Raw genomic sequence first — 19,601 nt, 5'->3', positions numbered from 1 at the left:
GCGACGGGCTCGCCGGATCTGCGTCGGCCGCGCGATGCGCGCGGCGGCACGCTTAGTGGCCGAAGTAGACCGAGTCGTGTGCCGGGCGCACCTTGACTGCCGCCGGTGCGCCGCCTTCGACTACCGCAGCCGGCTGTGCGCCGTAGCCGCTGTCGTCGACCGCATGTACGCGGGCTTGCGCGGCCAGGATGTCGTCCGGGTAGTGCGGGCTCGCCACGCTCGGCTTGTAGCCGGCTTGCTCGAGCTGGACCAGTTCGTTGCGCACTTGCGCACGGGTCACGGTGCTTTGCGCGAATGCGCCGAACGAGGCGGACAGGGCGGTGGCGGCAACGACTGCGGTGATGAGCGATTTCATGATGACCTCCGATGTTTGTTTGGCTTTCCGCGTTCGACACCATGTCGTAAGCGGTTGAGTACATCGTAGGCGTCGGAGGATTCAGGGTAAACGTGAGTTTCGGCGAAAGATTCTTTTGGTGAGGGCAATAATCGCGGGCGCAAACGAAGGCGAAACGGGATTCGTCCCCGCATGCATCCCACGCGGGTCGACGGTGGACGGCGGAGGCCAGCGGCCCGTTTCAGACGCTGTCGGCGTCGTCGATTTCCTTGCGCTCGCGGCGCTCCTCGTTGCCGCGGCGCGCCCGCAGGCGCTGGCGCGACAGCACGGCGATCACCTGCTGGGTGGGGGCGCCGGAAGGGAGCTCGTTGCGGATGCGGTCGGCCACCATCGGCAGGCCCGCGCGCTGCCGGCGCAGCGCCTTCGCGATTGCCCGGCGGCATTCGTCCCCGTGGCAGTCCCATTCGTCGCGGATTCTCTGGCAATAACGGCATGTGTCCATGGCGGACAGTCTAACGCGTCTTGCGGATCGAGGCCGGATGGCGGTAGCGCGGCAATCCGGATCTCGCGCGTGCGGCGATCCAATGAACCGCGCGGCGCGCGGCGGCCGTCATTTTCCGTCGACGCGCGCGCGATCGGCATGAGCCGTCGGCGCAGCGGCAGGCCGCAGCACGGCCGATTTCCAGATCATCTGCGCGGCGGCGGCCAGCACGAACAGCAGGACGACCGTGCGAAACACGCGCGGCGACATCCTGTCGCGCAGCGGCCGGACGAGCCACATGCCGGCGATCGCGGGAACGCTGGCCGCGGTCGAGATCGCGAGGTCCGCGCCGCTCGCATGCGCGGCGCCGCTGAACGTCGTGATCAGCGTGACGATCGACACGACGAGGATGATCGCGATCTGCTTCGTGAACGCGCGGCCGGTCGCGCCCGCCGAAATGAGGTACGTGGCGAGCAGCGGGCCGGGCACCGACGCGATGCTCTCCATCAGCGCGGCGCCGAAACCCAGCACGAAGCCGACCGGCCGTTGCCATGCGGGCGGCAGCGTCAGCTTCGGCGCGCTCAGCATCAGCGCGGCGGCGACGATCAGCAGCAGGCCCGATGCGGCCTGCGCGTGACGCGCGTTCATCGCCAGCAGGATGACGACGCCGACGATGTTGCCGAGTACCGTGCCGACGATCGGCGCGGCGATCTTGCGCGCGGTGGCCAGCAGTTGGCCGCCTTCCAGCGCCTGCGGGATGTTGCCCAGAATGATCGGCATCGACAGCAGCAGCACCGCATCGCGAATCGGCAGGAACTGGCTGAGGATCGGCATCGCCACCAGCGGCACGCCGATGCCCGTGATGCCCTTGACCATGCCGCCCAGCAGCAGCGCAACCGCGATGCCGGCCAGATCGGGCAGCGAGAGCCCGTGCAGGGCGGATACCAGCACACCTTCCGTCAGATTCATGTCGATTGCCGACGCGTGCGCGCGTGCACGCGGTTGTCGTGTTGTCGTGTTGTCGGGTTGTCGGATCGAGCCGGGCCGTGCTGTTGCAGCGCGCGGCCCGATGCGACGCCGCATGTTACCCGAGCCGCGCCGGCATCGCGCACATGCTGCAGCGCCGCTTCGATCCGGTTCATGCGAATCAACCGTATCATGCAGACGGTTCACGCATCGAAACAAGGAAACCAGATGACGCTTGCGCAGTTGCAGGCGCTGGCGGCCGTCGTCGAACTCGGTTCGCTGACGGCCGCGGCCGAGCGGCTCAGCCGCAGTCAGTCCGCGATCAGCCACGCGCTGACCGAGCTCGAGGACCTCACCGGCGTCAAGCTGTTGTTGCGCGACCGCCAGCCGGTCGTGCTGACCGCTTCCGGCGAACGCCTGTGGCCGTACGTGCAGAACGTCGTCCGCGACGCGCATACGCTGCGCCAGCAGTTCGCGCTGTCGCGCGGCAAGCTCGAAGGCCGGCTGGTGGTCGCGTCGCTGCCGAGCGTGTCGCTTGCCTTCGTCGTGCCGGCGCTGGAGGCGTTGAAAGCCGCGCACGCGGGCGTGACCGCGGTGCTGCTCGAAGGCACCGATGCGGAGGTCGAAGGCTGGATCGACGATGGGACGGCCGACATCGGCGTGGTCGCCGGCGCGAAGACGTTCCCGAACACGCTGCCGCTGCTCGACGAGGAGTTCGTCGCGGTGACGGCGCCCGACCTGTTCGAAGGCCGCCACAGCGTGTCGCCGAAGCGGCTCGCCGCGCTGCCCTTCATCTTCTCGAAGGCCGGCTGCGGGCCGGTGATCGCGGATTACTTCGCGCGCAACGGCGCGTCGCTGCGCGCGGCGTTCAACGTGGTCGAGATGCGCACGATCCTGTCGATGGCGGAAGCCGGGATGGGCGTCTCGATCGTTCCGCGCATCACGCTCACGTACTCGCGCTTCGGCGGTCGCGTGCTCGAGCTGTCGCCGCGGCTGCACCGGTCCGTGCGCTTGGCGTGGAAGGCGGCCGGCAACGCGGTCGTCGACGAATTCGTGGGGCTGGTCGACGCGCAGCGTGCCAGGACCGGGAAGACCGTCCGTACGCGGGCGAAGAAGGCGAAGTAGGGCGCCGGCCCGCGCGATGCAGACTGCTCATCAGAGGCTTGCAGTTTATTCATGCCGACGCAGGCCGACATGCACTACATTGTTCGACGTTCACCCGTCACCCGATATCGCGCAAGGAGCCCGCCGTGCCGACGCTGCCCACCCTGATTGCGTTTGGACTCGTATCGCTCGGCATGGCGCTCACGCCCGGCCCGAACATGCTGTACCTCATCTCGCGCTCGATCTGCCAGGGCCGCCGCGCCGGGCTCGTGTCGCTCGGCGGCGTCGCGCTGGGCTTCGTGTTCTACATGTTCTGCGCGGCATTCGGCATCACCGCGCTGTTGCTGACGGTGCCGTACGCGTATGACGCGCTGCGTTTCTGCGGCGCCGCATACCTGCTGTATCTCGCGTGGCAGGCGCTGCGGCCCGGCGGTCGCTCCGCGTTCGAGGTCCGGCAACTGCCGCACGACAGCGGCGCGCGACTCTTCGCAATGGGCTTCGTCACGAACCTGGCGAACCCCAAGATCGCGGTGATGTACCTATCGCTGCTGCCGCAGTTCATTTCGCCCGCATACGGCAGTGTGCTCGCGCAATCGCTGGCGCTGGGCTGCGTGCAGATCACGGTGAGCGTCAGCATCAACGCGCTGATTGCCTGCATGGCCGGCTCGATCGCCGGCTTCCTCGCCGGCCGGCCGCTGTGGGCGCGCACGCAACGCTGGCTGATGGGCACCGTGCTGGCCGGCCTCGCCGTGCGTATCGCGGTCGAATCGCGCAACTAGCGCGCGGCACGGTGCGTGACGATCGGCATCGCGCGGATCGTCACGCCGTGCCGATGAGTCATCGCGCGTATGCCGCGCGACCGTCCGCAGCGTCGGCGCGAGGCCGCAGCGCCGCGCTGCGCGGCGTGCGGCCACCGGATCAATGCTCGCGGCGCTTCTTGCTCATCACGATCGTCTCGAACAGCTCGTACTGCGCGGTCGGCTGCTGGTCCGCGCCCGGCGCATGGTAGTAGCGCATCGTGATCGTCGTGTCGCCGCCCGGCGTGCCCGGATCGTGGTCGAACACCGCGATCCCGTAGCCGGTGCCCGTATCGCGGCGCGCGGACCAGATCGCGTCCTCGAGCGCGTCGGCCGGCTTGCGCACGAACGTGTTCGGCGCCGCGCCCGGCACCGGCCGGTTCGGCCTGGTGAACACCTTCGCCTGCGCGAAGCCCGTCGCGGGGTTTTCGCCGTACACGTCGAGCGGCGCGCTGGTGCCGCCGCCGCCGAGGATCAGGTGGATCGTCCCGTGGCTCGTGTCGAACGTCGCGCGCGCCGGATCGGCCGCCACGACCGGACGCGGCTGCAGCGTGTCGACCACTTCGCCCGTCGCGGCGTCGATGCCCGCGCGGTGATTGCAGCCGCGCACCGGGTAGCTGCGCTCGTAGTCGTGATCGTGGCCGCATAGCACGAGATCGACGCCGTAGCGGTCGAACAGCGGCAGCCACGCTTCGCGGATGCCCTTGTCCGAGCCGTTGCCGGTCTTCGACGAGCTCAGCGCGTCCTGGTGCATCTGCACGACGATCCAGTCGATGCCGTCGTCCTTCGACGCGTGGTGCAGCGTGCGTTCGAGCCAGCGGGTCTGCTCGCCGCGGCTGTAGCCGCGGATGTAGAACGACGTGCCCGGCTCGATCGGCGGATGGCCGGTGCTCGCCGCGGGCGCGAGCGGGTTCGGGCCGGCGACGAACGCGCCCGCGTCCTGGTAGACCACGTCGTCCGCGTCGAGCGAGATGAACAGCACCGAGCTCACGCGGAAGCTGTACCAGCGGCCCGGAAAGTGCGTGCCGTTCCCGGGCAGCTCGTAGCGCGCGAGATACGAATCGAAGCCTTGCGGGCCGTTGTTGAACTCGACTTCGTGGTTGCCGGGGCACGGCATCCACGGGCGATTCGCGGCCGACGTCTGGTTGTTGTTGCCGAAGTCGCGCCACACCTCGGGCTGGTGCGCCGGGTTCAGGTTCGCGTAGCACAGGTCGCCGTTCAGCAGGTGGAACAGCGGCTGGAATTGCTCGACCGCCTGCACCGCGTAGCGGCTTTGCGGCGACGACAGCACCCATGCGCCGTTCGGCGTCGCGAGATCGCCGTAGCTCGTGAAGCGGAACGGCGCGCGGCCGCGCGGCGCGGTCGTGAAGCTCGCGGTGAACGGCTGCGCGGCGTTGCCGTCGTTGTCGGCCGTGAGCACGTACTGGTAGCGGGTGCCCGGCTTGAGGCCGTGCACGCGCGCGTGATAGGTGAACACCGTCTCGCCGTTGAGGCCGTCCGTATACAGGCGCTGCACGCCGTGCACGACGCGCGGATGCTCGCCGTCGGCGCTGATCCGCGCGCGCGGATTGACCGCCGGCGCGAGCGACGCCCACGAGATCACGACTTCCGATGCCGGGTCGTCGCCCCACGTCAGGTGGATCTGCTCGGGCGTGCCGTCCGGCGTCGCGGCGGCCGCGCGTGCAGCGCCGAGGCCGCCCGCCGCGGTCGCGAGGCCGGACACGCCGGCGAGTTTCAGGAAGCCGCGGCGCGACACGGAAGCGGCCGGCTCGTTCGACGCGTTCGATTCGTTCGACTCGGCGGTGAAGGTGTCCTGGTTCGACATGATCGGATTTTCGTTGGATGACACGCGCAAGGCGGAACCGTCCGGCCGTGCGCATGCACGCCCGGAGGAGCGGCCGGAAACGAGCGGGAATCCGGTGCCACGCATTGTCGAAGCGCAGTTTTGCCGCGGTGTGACAGACGACTTTCGACACGTGGACGGGATGCTTCGGATGGCAGCGTCGCGCGTGCCGGTCGCCGGAGGTTCAACGGCGGTGTCGCGATCAGTTTTCCTGCTTGCAGCGTTGGACGGCGGTGCGGTCGCGTCGGTCGATTCGGTCACTTCCGCAGATGGACGGTGCTGCGACGCCTTTCATTAAGCCGTCAATTTCATTACGTTCTGGCGTGCGATGAACGGCTGCGCTCGCTTTGGCTCGGGGGCGAGCCGGAACGCGCGATAGGCGGCCAGATCGTCGTGCGAACCGACGTCTTGCGACGCCGAAGCCGGCTGCGCCGCTGACCATTTGCGGCACGACTCAGCCGCGCCGTCGCTCACGCGGACGGCCGCGATGCGGCGGGCGTCGGCGACGCGCCGGCGTCGATGCGACGGAACACGACCGACGACAGCAGCGTAACCGTGCCCATGCAGACGAACGACAGCATGAAACCGCTCGCCATCGCGCCCGATTGCCGCGCGAACAGGTTCACGAGCGCGCCGCCGATCGACACGCCGAGCCCCATCGCGAGCATCTGCATCATCGTGAACAGGCTGTTGCCGCTGGCGGCGTCCGCGTGCGACAGATCCTTGAGCGTCACGCTGTTCATCGCCGCGAACTGCATCGAGTTGGCCGCGCCGAACACGACGAGCAGCGCGCCTTCCAGCAGCGGCGACGACTGGCCGGACACGAGCGCGAACCCGGCGATGGTCACGCCGATGATCACCGTGTTGACGACGAGGAACGCCGGGTAGCCGTAGCGCTTCACGAGCGGCGCGATCCGGTTCTTCGCGAGCACGCCCGCGATCGCGGCGGGCAGCAGCATCAGGCCCGAACGCGTCGGCGTGTAGCCGAGCTGCACCTGCATCAGCAGCGGCAGCATGAACGGCACCGCGCTCGAGCCGATCCGGCACAGCAGGTTGCCGAGCAGCCCCGCGCCGAAGTTCGGCTCGCGGAACAGGCCGAGCCGGAACAGCGGCTGCACGCGGCGGCGCGCGTGCGGCAGATAGGCGAGCGCGCTCGCCGCGCCGAGCGCGGCAAGGCCGGCGGCCCACGCGGCGCGGTGTGCGGCCATCGGCGGATCGACCGCGAGCGACAGCAGGATCATCGCGGCCGACAGCAGTGCGCAGCCGGCGAAGTCGAAGCGCGGCGGTCGGGCCGCCCGATCGTGCGGCAGAAAGCGCTGCACCATGACGAAACCGAGCATGCCGACCGGTACGTTGACGATGAACACCCAGTGCCATGAGATCGCCTGCGTGAGCCAGCCGCCCAGCGTCGGCCCGAAGATCGGGCCGAGCTGCCCGCCGATCGACACGAACGCGAGCGCCGACACGTACTGTTCGCCGGGCACGCCGCGCAGGACCGACAGCCTGCCGATCGGCAGCAGCATCGAGCCGCCGACGCCTTGCACGGCGCGTGCGAGCACGAGCTGGCCGAGCGAGTGCGACGCGGCGCAGGCGACCGATGCGAGCGAGAACATCAGGATCGCGACCGAGAACACGCGGCGCGTGCCGAAGCGGTCGGCGAGCCAGCCGGACGCGGGCGTGAGCATCGCCATCGTCAGCGTATAGACGACCACCACCGGCTGCATCGCGAGCGGCGACGCGTGCAGGCTTTGCGCAATCGAAGGCAGCGCGGTGTTGACGATCGTCGTGTCGAGCGTCTGCATGAAGAACGCGGATGCGACGATCCAGAGCAGGGCGGGGTGTGAGGGTTCGCGGGACATGAAGGAATTGGGCGAGCGATGGCCGGCGACGCGCAGGTTGGCGCGGCCGCGGCGGGCGCGTCGGCGCGTGCGCCGGTTGACGAGACCACGATGGTACCGATTCCGGACGGCGCCGGAAAGCCGCGGCGATCATGCGGTGCACATGAGCGCTGGGTGGATGCTGGTCGATCGCGCCGTGCGGTTCGCGGCATGCGCGGTGGTGGACGATCCGAATGTCGCCGGCCGCCGCCGCGCGGTTGCGGGCCGGCCGGCGTAGAGCGCACGACGTGCGCGGGCGCGAACGGGCGTCGGACGCGCAAGCCCGACCCGCAGCCTCACTTCGGCAATGCCGGATCTGCGTCGCTCCGACGGGCGGGCCTGGCACCGGATGCGTACCCGTGCATGCCGATTCGTTTCCCGCAGACTGGTTGCGTGCGCATCGTCCGCGCGATTCGTTTCCGCTTCGCCCCGAGCCATCGCCCGTTGTCACATCGATGAAACGCTTTTCCCCGACGAATGCTGCCGCGCGAGCTTGTCTTCGCGCGTTGCAGTACGAGCCACGGCCGCTGCACCGCGCCGCCGCCCGTGACTGGCCGGAAACGGATGCGTTCCTGCAACATTTCCATCGGCTGCGCTGCCGAACGACAGCCTACGTTCAACGGCGATGCTTGCGCCGCAACGGTCTGCGCCGCCTGGCACGTGCCTTGCGATGATGCCCGTGCCGCTCGACACCGCGACAGATGGCAACGACGAATCGCGGGAGCGGCGCAAAACGACATCGAAATATCGGGGTATCGGATCGAGCCGCAGGATCGCGGCGGTTCGTGTCGGACGCAGGTTGCGTCGTATCGGCGACATGAACGGGCTACAGGTTCGCTCCGTCAAACAGCAAGCTTGCTTGCGGGATGTCGTGCCGGGGAGGCCCGCTGCGGGTGGCGCATGGCGCTGCACGCAGCGGGTCGGCGCGCTTCGAGGAAGCTGGCGCACGCGCGCGGAAAGCGGATTCTTCACAACCGAAGCGCTGCGCTCAGCACGGAGCCGACGCGGGCCGTTACCGTTCGCGCGTATTGTGAGCGAGCCCATCGCGGGTAGCCATGGACCATGCCGCCCGTGTCGAGCCGCGTGCGACGCGGTGTCAGCGCGCCTGCGCGGCGCCGAGCCCGAGAAACGGAAACGGCCTGGCCGGACGGAACGCGGCGGAAACCTCCCCACTGAACGTATTGCGCTGCTCTTTGCCGAGGTCGAGGCGCTTGACCGGCGCACCGGCGGCGAAGTCGACTTTCTTGAGATCGATCCAGAAGGTGTTCGGCGTCAGCGCCGATTCGAAGAAATAGAGCATGCGCTTGTGGTCGGCAACGGTGCGCCACCGCGTCGACGAGATGTTCGGCTCGTCCGGTGTCGTGATGCCGTACGGGACCGACACGTTGCGGATCACGCTGAACACGCTCGCGAGTGCGATGCCCGGATCTTCGCTCTTGGGTATCGCGTCGATGTAAAACGACGCGCGCGCAAACCGGTCGGCCGCGCGATTGGTCCCCGGTAACCAGACCGTGCCGCCGATCTGCTTCCAGTAGGCGTTCAGCGCGAGCTGCGCATCGAACGTCGGCGAGTTCGTCATGACCTGATACTGCCGGCCGTGATGGATGACCTGCCGGCCGTCGATGTACTCGACGATCGCGCTGTCGCCGGTGGCGTCCGACATCGACAGGTGCAGGGTGGCGAGCCGCTGTTCTCCAGGGACGTTGTCGGTGACGATCGTGAACGGCTCCTTCTCGAGCGCGCTGACCGCTTCGGCAACGGTCGCGAAGTTGTCGAGCACGTACTGCGCCCATGCCGCAATGGTCAGGCCCGGTTTGGAATTCCGGTCGAACGCCGGGTATTTCGATTCGACGAGCCAGAGCAACTCGGCCGCGAGCCCCTTCTCGTTCATCCCGTCGGTGGTCGACACGTCGTAGCCCGTCGCGACGACGCTGCCGTATCGGGCCACCCATTTCAGCGAGTTCGGCCCGGCCTCGCCGCTGCGCTCGATGCCGCGCGGCAGGATGTAGAGGTTCGTGGCGATGTCCTGTTTCCAGTCCATCGAGCGGGCCGTGATGACGTCGTCGTCCGCACCCAGATACACGACCCGCGTGCAGGCGGGCGATGAAACGGGCGTGGCGGCGAACGTCGCGGCGGCGGCGATGCAGGGCAAGACCGAACGAAGCGGGCGGCGCATGGTGGCTCCTGTTGTGGTTATGAGACCCGGGAAGCTCGACGCCCGGTGCGTGCCGCTCGGATTCGGCGCGCATCGGGTGGCACGAGTGTAATCGATGCGATGTGGTCGCGCGGCCGATGCGAGCGCAGCGCGCGCGGGATCGCGAGTCGCCGCGGTTGCGTCGCGCGTTCGGCCCGGGCCCGCACGCCGCTGCCACCGAAAAGCGAGGCGCGTACCCCGCGTCACCACGCGGCCGACGCCTGTCGGGCAACGCGCAAGCACGCGTCTCGCCCGCCGGTCTCACCGAAAGAGCTTGACGTATCGCTCACTACCGCGTAGTGTCTGAGGCCGAAGTTTTCAAGAAGCTCGATTGCTCATCATTGGCCGCGCGATGTCGTGCGGTGCACGTTGGTCTCTCCCTCTTTGATTCTTTCTGTGCCCGTCACGGGCGCATGTCTTTTCATTTGTTTTAAGGAAGTATTTATGGATACCGGTACCGTCAAGTGGTTCAACGAAACCAAGGGTTTTGGCTTCATCACGCCCGACAAGGGCGGCGATGACCTGTTCGCGCACTTTTCCGAGATTCGCGGCACGGGTTTCAAGACCCTCGCCGAAAATCAGAAGGTCAGCTACGAAGTGAAGCGCGGCCCGAAGGGCCTGCAGGCATCGAACATCACGCCGCTGTAAGCCGTATCGGCAGCGGTCGCCCCAGGGCGGCCGCCGCGCCACGGATCGCGCACGGACGCCGGCTCGCGCCGGCGTGCTGCGCATTCGACGCACACGACCGATGCATCGCGAAATCGCGCGATGCATCGGTCGTGTGCTTCCTTCATCCTTCGCATGTCGATACGACGTGCGATCCAATGCCCTCGCGATGCGTTCGCCGCGTCGCGAGCGGCCGTGCTGCAACCCGAGTAGACCGTCGCCACGCTGCACGCGGCGCGGTCCTGACTTCGCGCGGTGCTGCTCGCATCACCGCCATCGACCGCCCGATCATCGCATCGCACCGGGCTCTGCTTGCAGGACGGGCGCGTCGCCCGTCCGAACGACTGGAATCCCGGCATCCGCCGGCTGCCGTCCCGTTACCGGGTACGGCGCCGACGAACGCGCAGCCGTCGCGGTCAATCATCTTGTCTGGAGGAATTGGTTTGGCAAAAGAAGAACTGCTGGAATTGGACGGAATCGTGGACGAAGTACTGCCGGACAGCAAGTATCGCGTCACGCTGGAAAATGGCGTGGTGGTCGGCGCATATGCGTCGGGCCGCATGCGCAAGAACCATATCCGCATTCTCGCGGGCGACCGCGTGACGCTGGAGTTGTCGGTCTACGACCTGACGAAGGGGCGCATCAATTTCCGGCACAAGGACGCGAATTCGCCGCGTCCGCCGCGCGCCGGTCAAGCGCGCCGCTAAGTCGTAACGGTCGGGCGCGCCACGCTGCTCCGACCGCAATTACGTCCGGTCGCGACTAGCGGCCGGGCCACCGGGCCGCAGGCGGGCAGCGGGACGAGCCGCGCGATTCGCGTCGTGCACCCGATCGAATGCCCGCGTGTGGCCGTATGTGGGCCGTAGTGGGCCGCAGGTCGCGCGCTGCTCCGCGCGCGGACGTCGCCCCGTACACTCATCGGCATGCGCGGTCGCGCTGCACGCCATAGCGGCGCCGCGACCCTCCGTAACGCGCTCCACGGCATCACGCCGCCCGCTCCACACCCCGCACAGCAATTGCCGATCCGGCCGCGCCCGCAAGCTGCACCGCGGCGCCGACCAGCATCGCCACGCGCAAGCCTGCGACGCCGCCATGCGCGACCGCGAACAGCGTGCCGAGCACCGCGATCCCGAGCGTCGCGCCGGTCATCCGCGCGACGTTGACGAGCGCACTCGCGGTGCCCGAGCGCGCCGCGTCCACCGCACCCACGGCGACGGTCATCAGCGGGCCTGTCGCGATCCCCATCCCGAGCCCTGTCAGCGCCAGGCCGATTTCGGCGCCGAGCAGCTGCGGCGACGCGGCCGACGCGCCGATCGCCGCGAGCCCGCATGCGATCACCGCGACGCCGCCTGCCGTCGTCGTCCGTGTGCCGATGCGTTCCGACAAGCGCCCCGAGCACGGCGACACGGCGACGAACACCAGCGCCATCGGCAGCAGCGCGAGACCGGCCCCGGTCGAATCGAGGCGGCCGGTGCTCTGCCACATCAACGGCAGCAGAAACAGTACGCCGTACATGCCGAACGTCATTCCGGTGGTCGCGGCGATCGCGCCGCGAAACGCACCGGCGCGGAACAGGTCGAGCGGCACCAGCGCGGCGTCGCCGTGGCGCCGTTCGATCGCGACGAAGCCGATGAACGACGCGATCGCGACACAGCCCGCGATCGTGCTGCCGATCCGCGCATCGCGAAACACGATCGCCGCATACGCGAGCGAGCCCAGCGCGAGCGCACCCGTCACTTGCGCGCCGCCGTCGAAGTGCCGGCCGCGCGAATCCGACGACTCGGGCACGGCGCGAATCGCGAGCAGAATCGCCGCGACGCTCAGCGGCACGACCACGAAGAAGATGCTGCGCCATCCGAAATGTCGGATCAGCACGCCGCCGAGGGTCGGGCCGATCGCCATCGCCACGCCGTTGCAGGCGGCCCATACGCCCAGCGCGCGGCCGCGCTCCACCGGACCGCGCCACACGACGCGAACGATCGCGAGCGACGCCGGCAGCAGCAGCGCAGCGCCGACGCCGGCCAGCGCACGCGCGGCGATCAGCACCGCGACCGACGGTGCGAGCGCGCACAACAGCGACGCGACGCTAAACACCGCCGCGCCCGCGATGAAGATCCGCCGCCGACCGTAAAGGTCGGCCAGCAGCCCGCCGCTCAACAGCAGCACCGCGTAGGTGAGGTTGTAGCTGTCGACGACCCATTGCAGCGCGCCGACGCCCGCGTGGAAATACGCGCCGATCGCGCGCGTCGCGAGATTGACGACGGCCGTATCGACCTGCGCCACCAGCACGGCGATGCACAGGGTCACGAGCGTCACGCCGCGGCGCGTGGCAACGCGGCCGGCAGCAGCGGTGCGTTTTCCGGTATCGGGCATGGGGCCTTCCTCGACGGGAAATCACGTGAGCGTAGCGACCGCCTGCTGCCAGCATGGTGTCAGCAGGCCGGTGCGGAGCGCGTGAAAACGGTGTGCACGCCCGGGCAAACCGCGTGCCCGCCGCACGTCGCTGCATGGCAGCATCGCGCGCCAGGGAAACGGTGCATCGACTTCGATTTCCACGGCTGCCGGCAATGCTGCGAGAGGGCGTCGCGCCACGCGTCCATTACCGTTGCCGAGTTCTCGCGCGTTCGAGCGAAGATCGTCTCGGGGTATATGCCGATGGCGAACGGCCGCGGTGCACGCGGATCGAGACGTCCGTCTCCGATCGATTGCCAGCCGCGACGCCGCTGTCATAAGATCGTCGTCAGATCAGCCACCGCCTCCGGCGCCGAATGAAAACGACCTTACGTCTGCGCGTCGCCGTCATCGCTTCGGCCTTCGCCATTTATCACGTGTTCATGCACGTTCAGTGGATTGTCAGCGGTTGCATCGAATTTCTTGGCAGCCGCCGTTGCAGCTTCGAGAACGACTCGAACTTCGAACGGATGATGAACGTCGACCTGCTGCTGACCTGCGCATGGACCGCCGGCGCGGCGATGGCGTGGCTCGCCGTCGCACGCGCGCGGAGGAAAGCCGGTTAACCGGCGCGTCCTCCGGCCGCTCACTGCGGGCGCGCCGAGACCGGCCGGTCGTGCAGAATCGCGAGCGACAGCGCGGCGAGCGCGCAGCTCGAGATCAGCATCAGCAACACGCCTTTGCCCGCGTGAACCATCACCCAGCCGCCGATCGACGGAAAGCCGAACGTGCCGACGAAGTACGCGGCGACGAACCACGTCAGCACGCCGTGCTGTTGCTCGGCCGCGCATCCTTCCAGCGCCTGCGCCTGAATCACCGGATACGCAAGACCATATCCCGCGCCGAGCAGCCCCGCGGCGAGCGACTGGAGCGACGGGTGAGCGGATGCGCCGAACATCGCGAGCGCACCGAGCAGCATCATCGCGAGGAGGCTCTTCGTCGCGGTGTCGGCGTTTGCGTGACGGGCCCAACGCCCGAGCAGCCAGCGCGCGGTCAACACCGCCATCGTATAAACGCTGAAGAATGTGCCGGCGCGCGCGTGCGGGTCCGGCATCAGCGACATCTGGAACGTCATCAGGCCGGCGAACACGCAGGTGCCGAGCGCGATCATCGCGATCGGCGCGGCAGCGCGCGTGCGCGATATCGCGCGAAGTTCGCGTACCCAACGGCCGCCGCGTACGGCGGCGGGCGGCCGAGGATGCAGGCGTCCGAATGCTTCGAGCAGCAGCGCGCCGAGCACGCACAGCGCGCCCACCGCATAGAGCGTGTCGTCGATCGACCAGTGGAGTGCGCGCATTGCATATGCCGCGAAAGCCGGCGCTGCGCCGACGCCGGTCATCTGGAACGTCGCCGACCGAAAGAACCATTCGGTTCGGGCCGCGCCGGCGATCCGCTCGACCAGCATCATCGGTGCGGCGAGGTGAAACGCGCCCCAGCCGAAGCCGACCAGGAACCCGGACGGAAGATCGATGTACGGCGCACGCCCGACCAGCGCGAAGCCCGCGACGCCCGCGCCGATGCACAGCGCGCACAGCGCGGCGAGCCGCGCGGCGCCGAGCAGGCGCGCACACCAGCCGACTACCGCGAGGCCGGCGAAGGTGCCGACGGTCGCGGCGGCGAGCGCCGCGCCGGTGTCGAGATCGCTGCCGCCCATCTCGTGAAACCGCATCGACAGCAGGAAGGTCGCTCCGTAGCCGCCCGCGGTGAGCAGGGTGCCGATGAGAAACAGCAACGCACTTTGCAAGCGCATGACGGCATCCTGGACGGCGACGGTCGGACGATCGTCGACAGCGTGACAGTATGAACCGGGAACGCCGCGCGGTGCCCGCATTCGCGACGTTGCAGCCGGGCGTCGGCATTCGTCGGACATGGCGCGCAGGTATCCGAGGCGCATCCGGGCACGTATGTGTCGCGCTGCGCGTCCGTCGTCGGGCCGGTGCTGCGGTGCGGCTCGCGCGTCCTTTGCTTTCGCCTATCCGGTGCACTAGATTCGAAGCATCACGTACCGTCGACCGCGCGAGGTGAGCCATGACGCCCTGGGAAATTCAAGGCACCGAACTGATGAACTGCAATTGCTCATACGGTTGCCCTTGCCAGTTCAGCGCGCCGCCGACCAACGGCTTTTGCGAAGCGATGGGCGCGATTTCGATCGGCAGCGGTCATTACGGCGACGTGCGGCTCGACGGCGTGCGCATCGCGGTCGTATTTCAGTGGCCGGGGCCGATTCACGAAGGGCGCGGCCGCTGCCAGCCGATCGTCGACGAACGGGCCAGCCCGGCGCAGCGCGACGCCGTTCTGAAAATCATGACGGGGCAGGACACCGAACCGTTCGCCACGATGTTCTCGGTATTCGCGTCGACGCTCGAGCACGCGTTCGATCCGATCTTCGCGAAGATCGACTTCGACGTGGACGTTGACGCCCGACGCGGCCGGATTCATGTCGAAGGCGTTTTCGACGTCGTCGGGGAACCGATCCGCAATCCGGTGACGGGCGCCGAACATCGCGCCCGGATCGACCTGCCGCACGGCTTCGAATACGAACTGGCCGAGATCGGCTCCGGCACCAGCCGTTCGCGCGGAAACATCGCGCTGGACCTCGAGCGCAGCTATGCGCAGTTCGCGCGGCTGCATCTGAACAACCACGGGGTGGTCCGGCATCGCGCCAGCGCATGATCCCGGTCGACGAGCTATTCGGGCGCGAGCGCGTGGTCACGCTGCTCGGCATGGCCGCGCTCGTCGCCGCCTGCTGGAGCTATCTGTGGACAGGCGCGGGAATGGGCATGTCGGCGCTCGACATGACGGCGGTCGCATTGTTTCCGCATCGACTGGCCGGCGGCATCGGCCGCATGGACCCGTCGTTGGCGACCGTGATCGTCATGTGGTGGACGATGATGATCGCGATGATGACGCCCGGTGCTGCGCCGCTCATCCTGCTGTACCGGCGCGTGCTGCGGCAAAGCGGCGGGCGGCGGGACGGCTCGGCGTGGTCGTCCGCGTGCCTGTTGGCCGGCTATCTCGCCGCGTGGTTCGCGTTCTCGGTCGCAGCGGCGACGCTGCAGATGCTGTTGCAGCCGGCCGGGTTGATCTCCGGCCTGATGCTGTGGTCGAAGAGCGCCGCGCTCTCGGCGATCGTGCTGGCGCTGGCCGGCGCGTATCAGTTCTCGCCGCTCAAGCGCGCGTGCTTGCGGCAATGCCGCTCGCCCGTACGCTTTCTTGCGACCCACTGGCGGCCGGGGATGTGGGGCGTGTTCGTGCTCGGCATGCGTCACGGCGCGTATTGCGTCGGCTGCTGCTGGCTGCTGATGGCGCTTCTGTTCGTCGGCGGCGTGATGAATCTCGTCTGGATCGCCGCGTTGTCGCTCATCGTCTTCGTGGAGAAGAACCTGCCCGGCGGCGAGCGCATCGGCCGCGCGCTCGGGGCGGTGTTGATCGGGTGGGCGATCGCGACGCTGCTGGTGTGAGGCGCGCGGCGGGCGTTGGCGACGCGCTGCGCGCGTTGCGATGAAACGCCGATGCACGGGCGGCCGCTGTGGGCGCGATGCCTCTCGCATCTCACAGCTCACATCGCGCGACTTGCCCCCACGTTCCCCCACGCCTGCCGAAACCGCTTCACCGCCTCGCCGGAAAATCGCTCGCGACGGCCGGCCGCGCGAGCCCGCGCGCCGGCAACGGCGTCGACATCACGATCGACGTGCGCGTTTCCCCATACAGATTGACGCGCTCGATCAACTGTTCGAGATGCGCCATGCTGACCGCGACGAAGCGCATCACGTACGAGTCGGCGCCGGTCACGTGATGGCACTCGACCACTTCGGGGATCGTCTCCAGCAGCTTCAGGAATTTCGCCTTCGCCGGCTGCGGCACGGTGATGCCGATCAGCGCGCTGACCGGATAGCCGGCGGCGGCCGGATCGATGCGCGCCGTGTAGCCGCCGATCACACCGGTCGACTCGAGACGCTTCACGCGCTCCGTCACCGCCGGCACGGACAGGTGAACCTGCCGCGCGAGTTCCGTATAGCTGATGCGGCCGTTGGCCTGCAGCAGCGCGATCAGCTTCCAGTCGAGTTCGTCCATCGCGTCGGAGTTTTTAAGGTGAAAGCGCCATTTTTCCTTAAAAACCGGCTTCAGCGGCGATCGGATTTTCCATACGATGCTTTCTCCAGTCATCACACATCGCCGGGAGCCGGTCATGCTGTTCATCAAGTCCGTCGTGATCGGGTTGTCGATCGCGCTGCCGGTCGGCCCGATCGGCATGCTGTGCATCCAGCGCAGCCTGAGCCGGGGCTTTCAAGCGGGGTTCGCGACGGGCCTGGGCGCCGCATGCGCCGACGCGCTCTACGGACTGCTCGGCGCGCTCGGTGTGGCCGGCGTCGTCACCGCGTTTCCGATGCTGACCGTCGTGCTGAAGATCGGCGGCGGCGCGTTTCTCATGTGGCTGGCCTGGACCATCGCGCGGCAGGGAGCGCCTGCGCCGGCCGCGCGCGCCGAACTGCCGCGCACGACCGCGCTGCGCGATTTCGTCACGACCTTCGGCCTGACGCTGTCCAACCCGATGACGATCCTGTCGTTCGTCGGAATCTTCGCGGCGCTCGGCCCGCTGGCCGGCGCGCACGACAGCGGAATGCGCGCGACGGTCGCGATGATGGTGGGCGGCGTGTTCGTCGGTTCGGCGGCGTGGTGGCTGTGCCTGAGCGGCACGAGCGCCGCGCTGCGCACCAGGATGCCGCCGGCGCTCATGTACGCACTCGCGCGCGTGTCCGCGGTCGTGATCGCGGGATTTGGCGCGATCCAGCTGATCGCAGGCGTGCGTGGCGTCGCAGGGGCGTGACGCGCATCGCGGCGCGACCGCGTATGCACGAGGACTCGATGCGGCACCGCCCGCGCGGGCCAGTGCCGTACCCGGCGCGATCAGAACGTATAGCTGATCTTGCCGAACGCAGTGCGGCCCAACGTGTTGTAGCCGTAGGCGGTCATGTACTGGCGGTCGAACAGGTTCGACAACGTGGCCGACACCGTCAGATGCGCGTTGACCTTGTACGACGCGCGCAGGTTCACGCTCAGGTACGACGGCAGATAGGTCGTGTTGGCCGGGTCGTCGAACGTCGTGCCGCCGTAGCTAAGCGTGGCGCCGGTACTCAACGCATGCAGGCGCAATTCGTCCCACGTGTGGTCGACGCTCGCGCTGAAGGTCTGGCGCGGCCGGCGGCTCAGCCAGCTTTCGTTGGTCACGTCCTGCGGATTCAGGATGCCCACCGCGATGCTGACCGGCGTCGACCGGCCGATCGTCCCCTTGTACGACAGGTCGATGCCGCGGATATGCGCGCGGCCGATGTTCATCGGCGAGAACGTCGCCGGGTTGTACGCGATCAGGTTGTTGACGCGCGTGTCGTAAATCGCAGCGCTGAACGTGCCGTATGCCGTATTCGCATCGAGCGCCGCCTCGACCGAATCGCTGCGTTCGGGGTTCAGGTTCGGATTGCCGTAACCGGGGTAGTACAGGTCGTTGAACGACGGCAGGCGGAACGCATTGCCGTACGAGACGCGCGCCGCATACACCGGCGTGATCGCCCACGACAGCGCGACGTTACCCGTGTTCACCGCCTTGCCCATGATGATCTCGTGCCGGCCCGCGACGAACATCGTCACGCTGCCGAGCGTCGCCGACTGATGCAGCGAAAACGCCGAGTCGTTGCGCGTCGGTATGCCGTCCGGCAGGTCGGCAGGCAGGAACGCCTGCTCGCGCGTGAAGTCGTAGGCCAGCTTCGTCTCGCCCGACAGCGGCAGCCCGAACAGCCGGAAGCCGTGCTCCTGATGCGTGAGCGACGTCGACACGCTGATGCGCTGCGAATCGATCTGGTCGGTCGGGATGGTCGGATCGTTCGCATACAGGAACTGCCGGTCGCTCGCATAACCGAACGACTGCGCGAACTGCGTGTCGCGCGTGATGTCGAGATGGAACGCGACGCCGGTCGTCAGCTGATGGTCGAGTTGGCGATTCGCGAAGCCTGCGTTGTCGTAGGACAGGTCGGAGCGGTGATACAGCGCGAACGTCGAGACCGACCAGTTGCCGCGTGCATAGCCGAGACGCGCATCGAGATCCTGCGCGTGATACGGATTGCGTCCGGCCTCGTGGTACGGCAGCACTGGCTGCGTGGCGTCGATGCCGGCGGTGTTGTAGTCGTGCAGGCCGAGCGAGTAGGTGAGGCCGCCGAGCGCGGCGAGCGGGCCGGTGGACGGCACGGTGCCGGACGTGCGCAGCTGCGTATCGAAGGTCTTGTTCGAGCCGCCGCCGAACGACACGCTCGTCTGGTTCGGCTGACCCGCGGCGCGGCGCGTGAACAGCTGCACGACGCCGCCCATCGCGTTCGCGCCGAACGACGCGGCGGCCGGCCCGGAGATCACCTCGACGCGCTCGAACGCTTCGGTCGGCAGGTCAGCCCACGGCGCGATGCCGGTGGTCGGCGAGCCGATCGGGATGCCGTCGATGAACACCGCGACCTGGCTCGCCGACGAGCCGCGGATGCTGACCGACGCGGACGAGCCGGGGCCGCCGTTGGACGACACCGTCACACCGGGCAGCGTCGCGAGCGCCTGCGTGATGCTCGGCTCGCTGGGCGACAGCCGCTCGAGGTCGGCGCGCGTGAGCACCTGCGTCGTCGCATAGCGCTGGTCGAACGACTCGGGCAGGCGCCGCGTGTCGGTCACGGCGATGGTCGGCAGCTCCGTGCCGGCCGCGGGCGGCGACGCTTCGGCAGGCGCCGTGTCGCCGGCCGCGTGCGCGAGCGGGCAGAGCAGCGCCGATGCGGCGGACGTGGCGAGAAGGTGGCGAAGATTCATGATGCGGCGAGCGTGGTCGTGTTGCAGATGCGGCGTGCGCGCGAGCCGGCG

Annotated in this window: 21 protein-coding genes; 9 read left to right on the top strand and 12 right to left on the bottom strand. The window is 68.4% G+C overall.

Going from position 1 to position 19,601, the window contains the following annotated elements; translation table 11 throughout:
- Positions 1-52 precede the first annotated feature (52 nt).
- From WJ35_RS25065 to WJ35_RS31620, 4 genes are all read right to left on the bottom strand, one after another.
- On the bottom strand, positions 53-355 hold the full coding sequence (locus WJ35_RS25065; RefSeq protein WP_069240251.1) for a DUF4148 domain-containing protein: 303 nt from the start codon (positions 353-355) through the stop codon (positions 53-55).
- A 220-nt stretch (positions 356-575) separates the two neighbouring features.
- The gene (locus WJ35_RS25060; RefSeq protein ID WP_010094057.1) at positions 576-836 is read right to left on the bottom strand and encodes a hypothetical protein; all 261 of its coding nucleotides are present in this window, start codon (positions 834-836) and stop codon (positions 576-578) included.
- A 108-nt stretch (positions 837-944) separates the two neighbouring features.
- Positions 945-1,784, bottom strand: a complete 840-nt coding sequence (locus WJ35_RS25055) for a sulfite exporter TauE/SafE family protein (protein WP_059991572.1) — start codon at positions 1,782-1,784, stop codon at positions 945-947.
- Complete coding sequence (locus tag WJ35_RS31620) at positions 1,781-1,957, bottom strand: hypothetical protein (protein WP_155121975.1); 177 nt, start codon at positions 1,955-1,957, stop codon at positions 1,781-1,783. Before WJ35_RS31620 ends, WJ35_RS25055 begins: the two co-directional genes overlap by 4 nt.
- A gap of 52 nt (positions 1,958-2,009) precedes the next feature.
- On the opposite strand from WJ35_RS31620, the gene WJ35_RS25050 reads away from it, so the two are divergent.
- Both WJ35_RS25050 and WJ35_RS25045 read left to right on the top strand, forming a co-directional pair.
- Positions 2,010-2,906, top strand: coding sequence for a LysR family transcriptional regulator (locus WJ35_RS25050; protein WP_045577946.1), 897 nt, complete (start codon positions 2,010-2,012; stop codon positions 2,904-2,906).
- Between the two features lie 125 nt (positions 2,907-3,031).
- Entirely contained in the window at positions 3,032-3,664 is a 633-nt protein-coding gene (locus WJ35_RS25045) for a LysE family translocator (protein WP_045577947.1), read from the top strand.
- Positions 3,665-3,803: 139 nt separating this feature from the next.
- Here WJ35_RS25045 and WJ35_RS25040 read toward each other — a convergent pair whose 3' ends face one another.
- Entirely contained in the window at positions 3,804-5,507 is a 1,704-nt protein-coding gene (locus WJ35_RS25040) for a purple acid phosphatase family protein (protein WP_069240250.1), read from the bottom strand.
- On the opposite strand from WJ35_RS25040, the gene WJ35_RS31615 reads away from it, so the two are divergent.
- Positions 5,491-5,823 (top strand): hypothetical protein, encoded by a 333-nt coding sequence (locus WJ35_RS31615; protein ID WP_155121974.1) that lies wholly within the window; start codon positions 5,491-5,493, stop codon positions 5,821-5,823. The two genes, WJ35_RS25040 and WJ35_RS31615, sit on opposite strands and share 17 nt — an antisense overlap.
- A gap of 172 nt (positions 5,824-5,995) precedes the next feature.
- On the opposite strand, the gene WJ35_RS25030 is transcribed toward WJ35_RS31615, so the two are convergent.
- The 3 genes from WJ35_RS25030 to WJ35_RS25025 all read right to left on the bottom strand — a co-directional run bounded on the left by WJ35_RS25030 (position 5,996) and on the right by WJ35_RS25025 (position 9,578).
- On the bottom strand, positions 5,996-7,384 hold the full coding sequence (locus WJ35_RS25030) for a DHA2 family efflux MFS transporter permease subunit (protein WP_069240248.1): 1,389 nt from the start codon (positions 7,382-7,384) through the stop codon (positions 5,996-5,998).
- Between the two features lie 465 nt (positions 7,385-7,849).
- Positions 7,850-8,221 (bottom strand): hypothetical protein, encoded by a 372-nt coding sequence (locus WJ35_RS31610; protein ID WP_124260087.1) that lies wholly within the window; start codon positions 8,219-8,221, stop codon positions 7,850-7,852.
- Between the two features lie 277 nt (positions 8,222-8,498).
- On the bottom strand, positions 8,499-9,578 hold the full coding sequence (locus tag WJ35_RS25025; protein ID WP_059696255.1) for a linear amide C-N hydrolase: 1,080 nt from the start codon (positions 9,576-9,578) through the stop codon (positions 8,499-8,501).
- A 462-nt stretch (positions 9,579-10,040) separates the two neighbouring features.
- Here WJ35_RS25025 and WJ35_RS25020 point away from each other — a divergent pair, with 462 nt between their 5' ends.
- Both WJ35_RS25020 and infA read left to right on the top strand, forming a co-directional pair.
- Positions 10,041-10,244, top strand: a complete 204-nt coding sequence (locus WJ35_RS25020; RefSeq protein WP_010089472.1) for a cold-shock protein — start codon at positions 10,041-10,043, stop codon at positions 10,242-10,244.
- Positions 10,245-10,705: 461 nt separating this feature from the next.
- A complete protein-coding gene (infA, locus tag WJ35_RS25015) occupies positions 10,706-10,969 on the top strand; it encodes a translation initiation factor IF-1 (protein ID WP_011882303.1) in 264 nt (87 codons plus the stop codon).
- Between the two features lie 277 nt (positions 10,970-11,246).
- Here the strand turns inward: infA and WJ35_RS25010 are convergent, their stop codons facing one another.
- Positions 11,247-12,635: an MFS transporter gene (locus WJ35_RS25010; RefSeq protein WP_069240247.1), complete on the bottom strand. Its 1,389-nt coding sequence runs from the start codon at positions 12,633-12,635 to the stop codon at positions 11,247-11,249.
- 395 nt (positions 12,636-13,030) lie between these two features.
- On the opposite strand from WJ35_RS25010, the gene WJ35_RS25005 reads away from it, so the two are divergent.
- Positions 13,031-13,279 (top strand): hypothetical protein, encoded by a 249-nt coding sequence (locus tag WJ35_RS25005; RefSeq protein WP_059738457.1) that lies wholly within the window; start codon positions 13,031-13,033, stop codon positions 13,277-13,279.
- A gap of 20 nt (positions 13,280-13,299) precedes the next feature.
- Here the strand turns inward: WJ35_RS25005 and WJ35_RS25000 are convergent, their stop codons facing one another.
- Positions 13,300-14,463: an MFS transporter gene (locus WJ35_RS25000; protein ID WP_059738459.1), complete on the bottom strand. Its 1,164-nt coding sequence runs from the start codon at positions 14,461-14,463 to the stop codon at positions 13,300-13,302.
- A 278-nt stretch (positions 14,464-14,741) separates the two neighbouring features.
- Here WJ35_RS25000 and WJ35_RS24995 point away from each other — a divergent pair, with 278 nt between their 5' ends.
- A complete protein-coding gene (locus WJ35_RS24995; RefSeq protein WP_069240246.1) occupies positions 14,742-15,386 on the top strand; it encodes a DUF1326 domain-containing protein in 645 nt (214 codons plus the stop codon).
- On the top strand, positions 15,383-16,174 hold the full coding sequence (locus tag WJ35_RS24990) for a DUF2182 domain-containing protein (protein ID WP_069240245.1): 792 nt from the start codon (positions 15,383-15,385) through the stop codon (positions 16,172-16,174). The genes WJ35_RS24995 and WJ35_RS24990 overlap by 4 nt, the downstream gene beginning before the upstream one ends.
- A 148-nt stretch (positions 16,175-16,322) precedes the next feature.
- Here the strand turns inward: WJ35_RS24990 and WJ35_RS24985 are convergent, their stop codons facing one another.
- On the bottom strand, positions 16,323-16,787 hold the full coding sequence (locus WJ35_RS24985; RefSeq protein ID WP_034195093.1) for an Lrp/AsnC family transcriptional regulator: 465 nt from the start codon (positions 16,785-16,787) through the stop codon (positions 16,323-16,325).
- Positions 16,788-16,902: 115 nt separating this feature from the next.
- Here WJ35_RS24985 and WJ35_RS24980 point away from each other — a divergent pair, with 115 nt between their 5' ends.
- On the top strand, positions 16,903-17,541 hold the full coding sequence (locus tag WJ35_RS24980) for a LysE family translocator (RefSeq protein ID WP_011882285.1): 639 nt from the start codon (positions 16,903-16,905) through the stop codon (positions 17,539-17,541).
- 80 nt (positions 17,542-17,621) lie between these two features.
- Here WJ35_RS24980 and WJ35_RS24975 read toward each other — a convergent pair whose 3' ends face one another.
- Positions 17,622-19,550 carry a TonB-dependent receptor domain-containing protein gene (locus WJ35_RS24975; protein ID WP_059991578.1) on the bottom strand — a complete coding sequence of 643 codons (1,929 nt, stop codon included), beginning with the start codon at positions 19,548-19,550 and terminating at the stop codon, positions 17,622-17,624.
- Positions 19,551-19,601 lie beyond the last annotated feature (51 nt).

It is taken from the genome of Burkholderia ubonensis (assembly GCF_001718695.1).
GTDB classification, from domain to species: Bacteria; Pseudomonadota; Gammaproteobacteria; order Burkholderiales; family Burkholderiaceae; genus Burkholderia; species Burkholderia ubonensis_B.
Note: the sequence above shows the minus strand (reverse complement) of the source record. Positions and strands in the feature narration are given on the sequence as shown.

What these genes read in the sequence shown, in the direction of transcription:
- WJ35_RS24985 (WP_034195093.1), bottom strand. Translation starts at nt 16,787, where the DNA reads ATGGACGAACTCGACTGGAAGCTGATCGCGCTGCTGCAGGCCAACGGC.
- WJ35_RS25050 (WP_045577946.1), top strand. Translation starts at nt 2,010, where the DNA reads ATGACGCTTGCGCAGTTGCAGGCGCTGGCGGCCGTCGTCGAACTCGGT.
- WJ35_RS25005 (WP_059738457.1), top strand. Translation starts at nt 13,031, where the DNA reads ATGAAAACGACCTTACGTCTGCGCGTCGCCGTCATCGCTTCGGCCTTC.
- WJ35_RS24990 (WP_069240245.1), top strand. Translation starts at nt 15,383, where the DNA reads ATGATCCCGGTCGACGAGCTATTCGGGCGCGAGCGCGTGGTCACGCTG.
- WJ35_RS31610 (WP_124260087.1), bottom strand. Translation starts at nt 8,221, where the DNA reads ATGTCGCCGATACGACGCAACCTGCGTCCGACACGAACCGCCGCGATC.
- WJ35_RS25060 (WP_010094057.1), bottom strand. Translation starts at nt 836, where the DNA reads ATGGACACATGCCGTTATTGCCAGAGAATCCGCGACGAATGGGACTGC.
- WJ35_RS25055 (WP_059991572.1), bottom strand. Translation starts at nt 1,784, where the DNA reads ATGAATCTGACGGAAGGTGTGCTGGTATCCGCCCTGCACGGGCTCTCG.
- WJ35_RS31620 (WP_155121975.1), bottom strand. Translation starts at nt 1,957, where the DNA reads ATGAACCGGATCGAAGCGGCGCTGCAGCATGTGCGCGATGCCGGCGCG.
- WJ35_RS25010 (WP_069240247.1), bottom strand. Translation starts at nt 12,635, where the DNA reads ATGCCCGATACCGGAAAACGCACCGCTGCTGCCGGCCGCGTTGCCACG.
- WJ35_RS25030 (WP_069240248.1), bottom strand. Translation starts at nt 7,384, where the DNA reads ATGTCCCGCGAACCCTCACACCCCGCCCTGCTCTGGATCGTCGCATCC.
- WJ35_RS24980 (WP_011882285.1), top strand. Translation starts at nt 16,903, where the DNA reads ATGCTGTTCATCAAGTCCGTCGTGATCGGGTTGTCGATCGCGCTGCCG.
- WJ35_RS25000 (WP_059738459.1), bottom strand. Translation starts at nt 14,463, where the DNA reads ATGCGCTTGCAAAGTGCGTTGCTGTTTCTCATCGGCACCCTGCTCACC.
- WJ35_RS25020 (WP_010089472.1), top strand. Translation starts at nt 10,041, where the DNA reads ATGGATACCGGTACCGTCAAGTGGTTCAACGAAACCAAGGGTTTTGGC.
- WJ35_RS25025 (WP_059696255.1), bottom strand. Translation starts at nt 9,578, where the DNA reads ATGCGCCGCCCGCTTCGTTCGGTCTTGCCCTGCATCGCCGCCGCCGCG.
- WJ35_RS24995 (WP_069240246.1), top strand. Translation starts at nt 14,742, where the DNA reads ATGACGCCCTGGGAAATTCAAGGCACCGAACTGATGAACTGCAATTGC.
- WJ35_RS25040 (WP_069240250.1), bottom strand. Translation starts at nt 5,507, where the DNA reads ATGTCGAACCAGGACACCTTCACCGCCGAGTCGAACGAATCGAACGCG.
- WJ35_RS25065 (WP_069240251.1), bottom strand. Translation starts at nt 355, where the DNA reads ATGAAATCGCTCATCACCGCAGTCGTTGCCGCCACCGCCCTGTCCGCC.
- WJ35_RS24975 (WP_059991578.1), bottom strand. Translation starts at nt 19,550, where the DNA reads ATGAATCTTCGCCACCTTCTCGCCACGTCCGCCGCATCGGCGCTGCTC.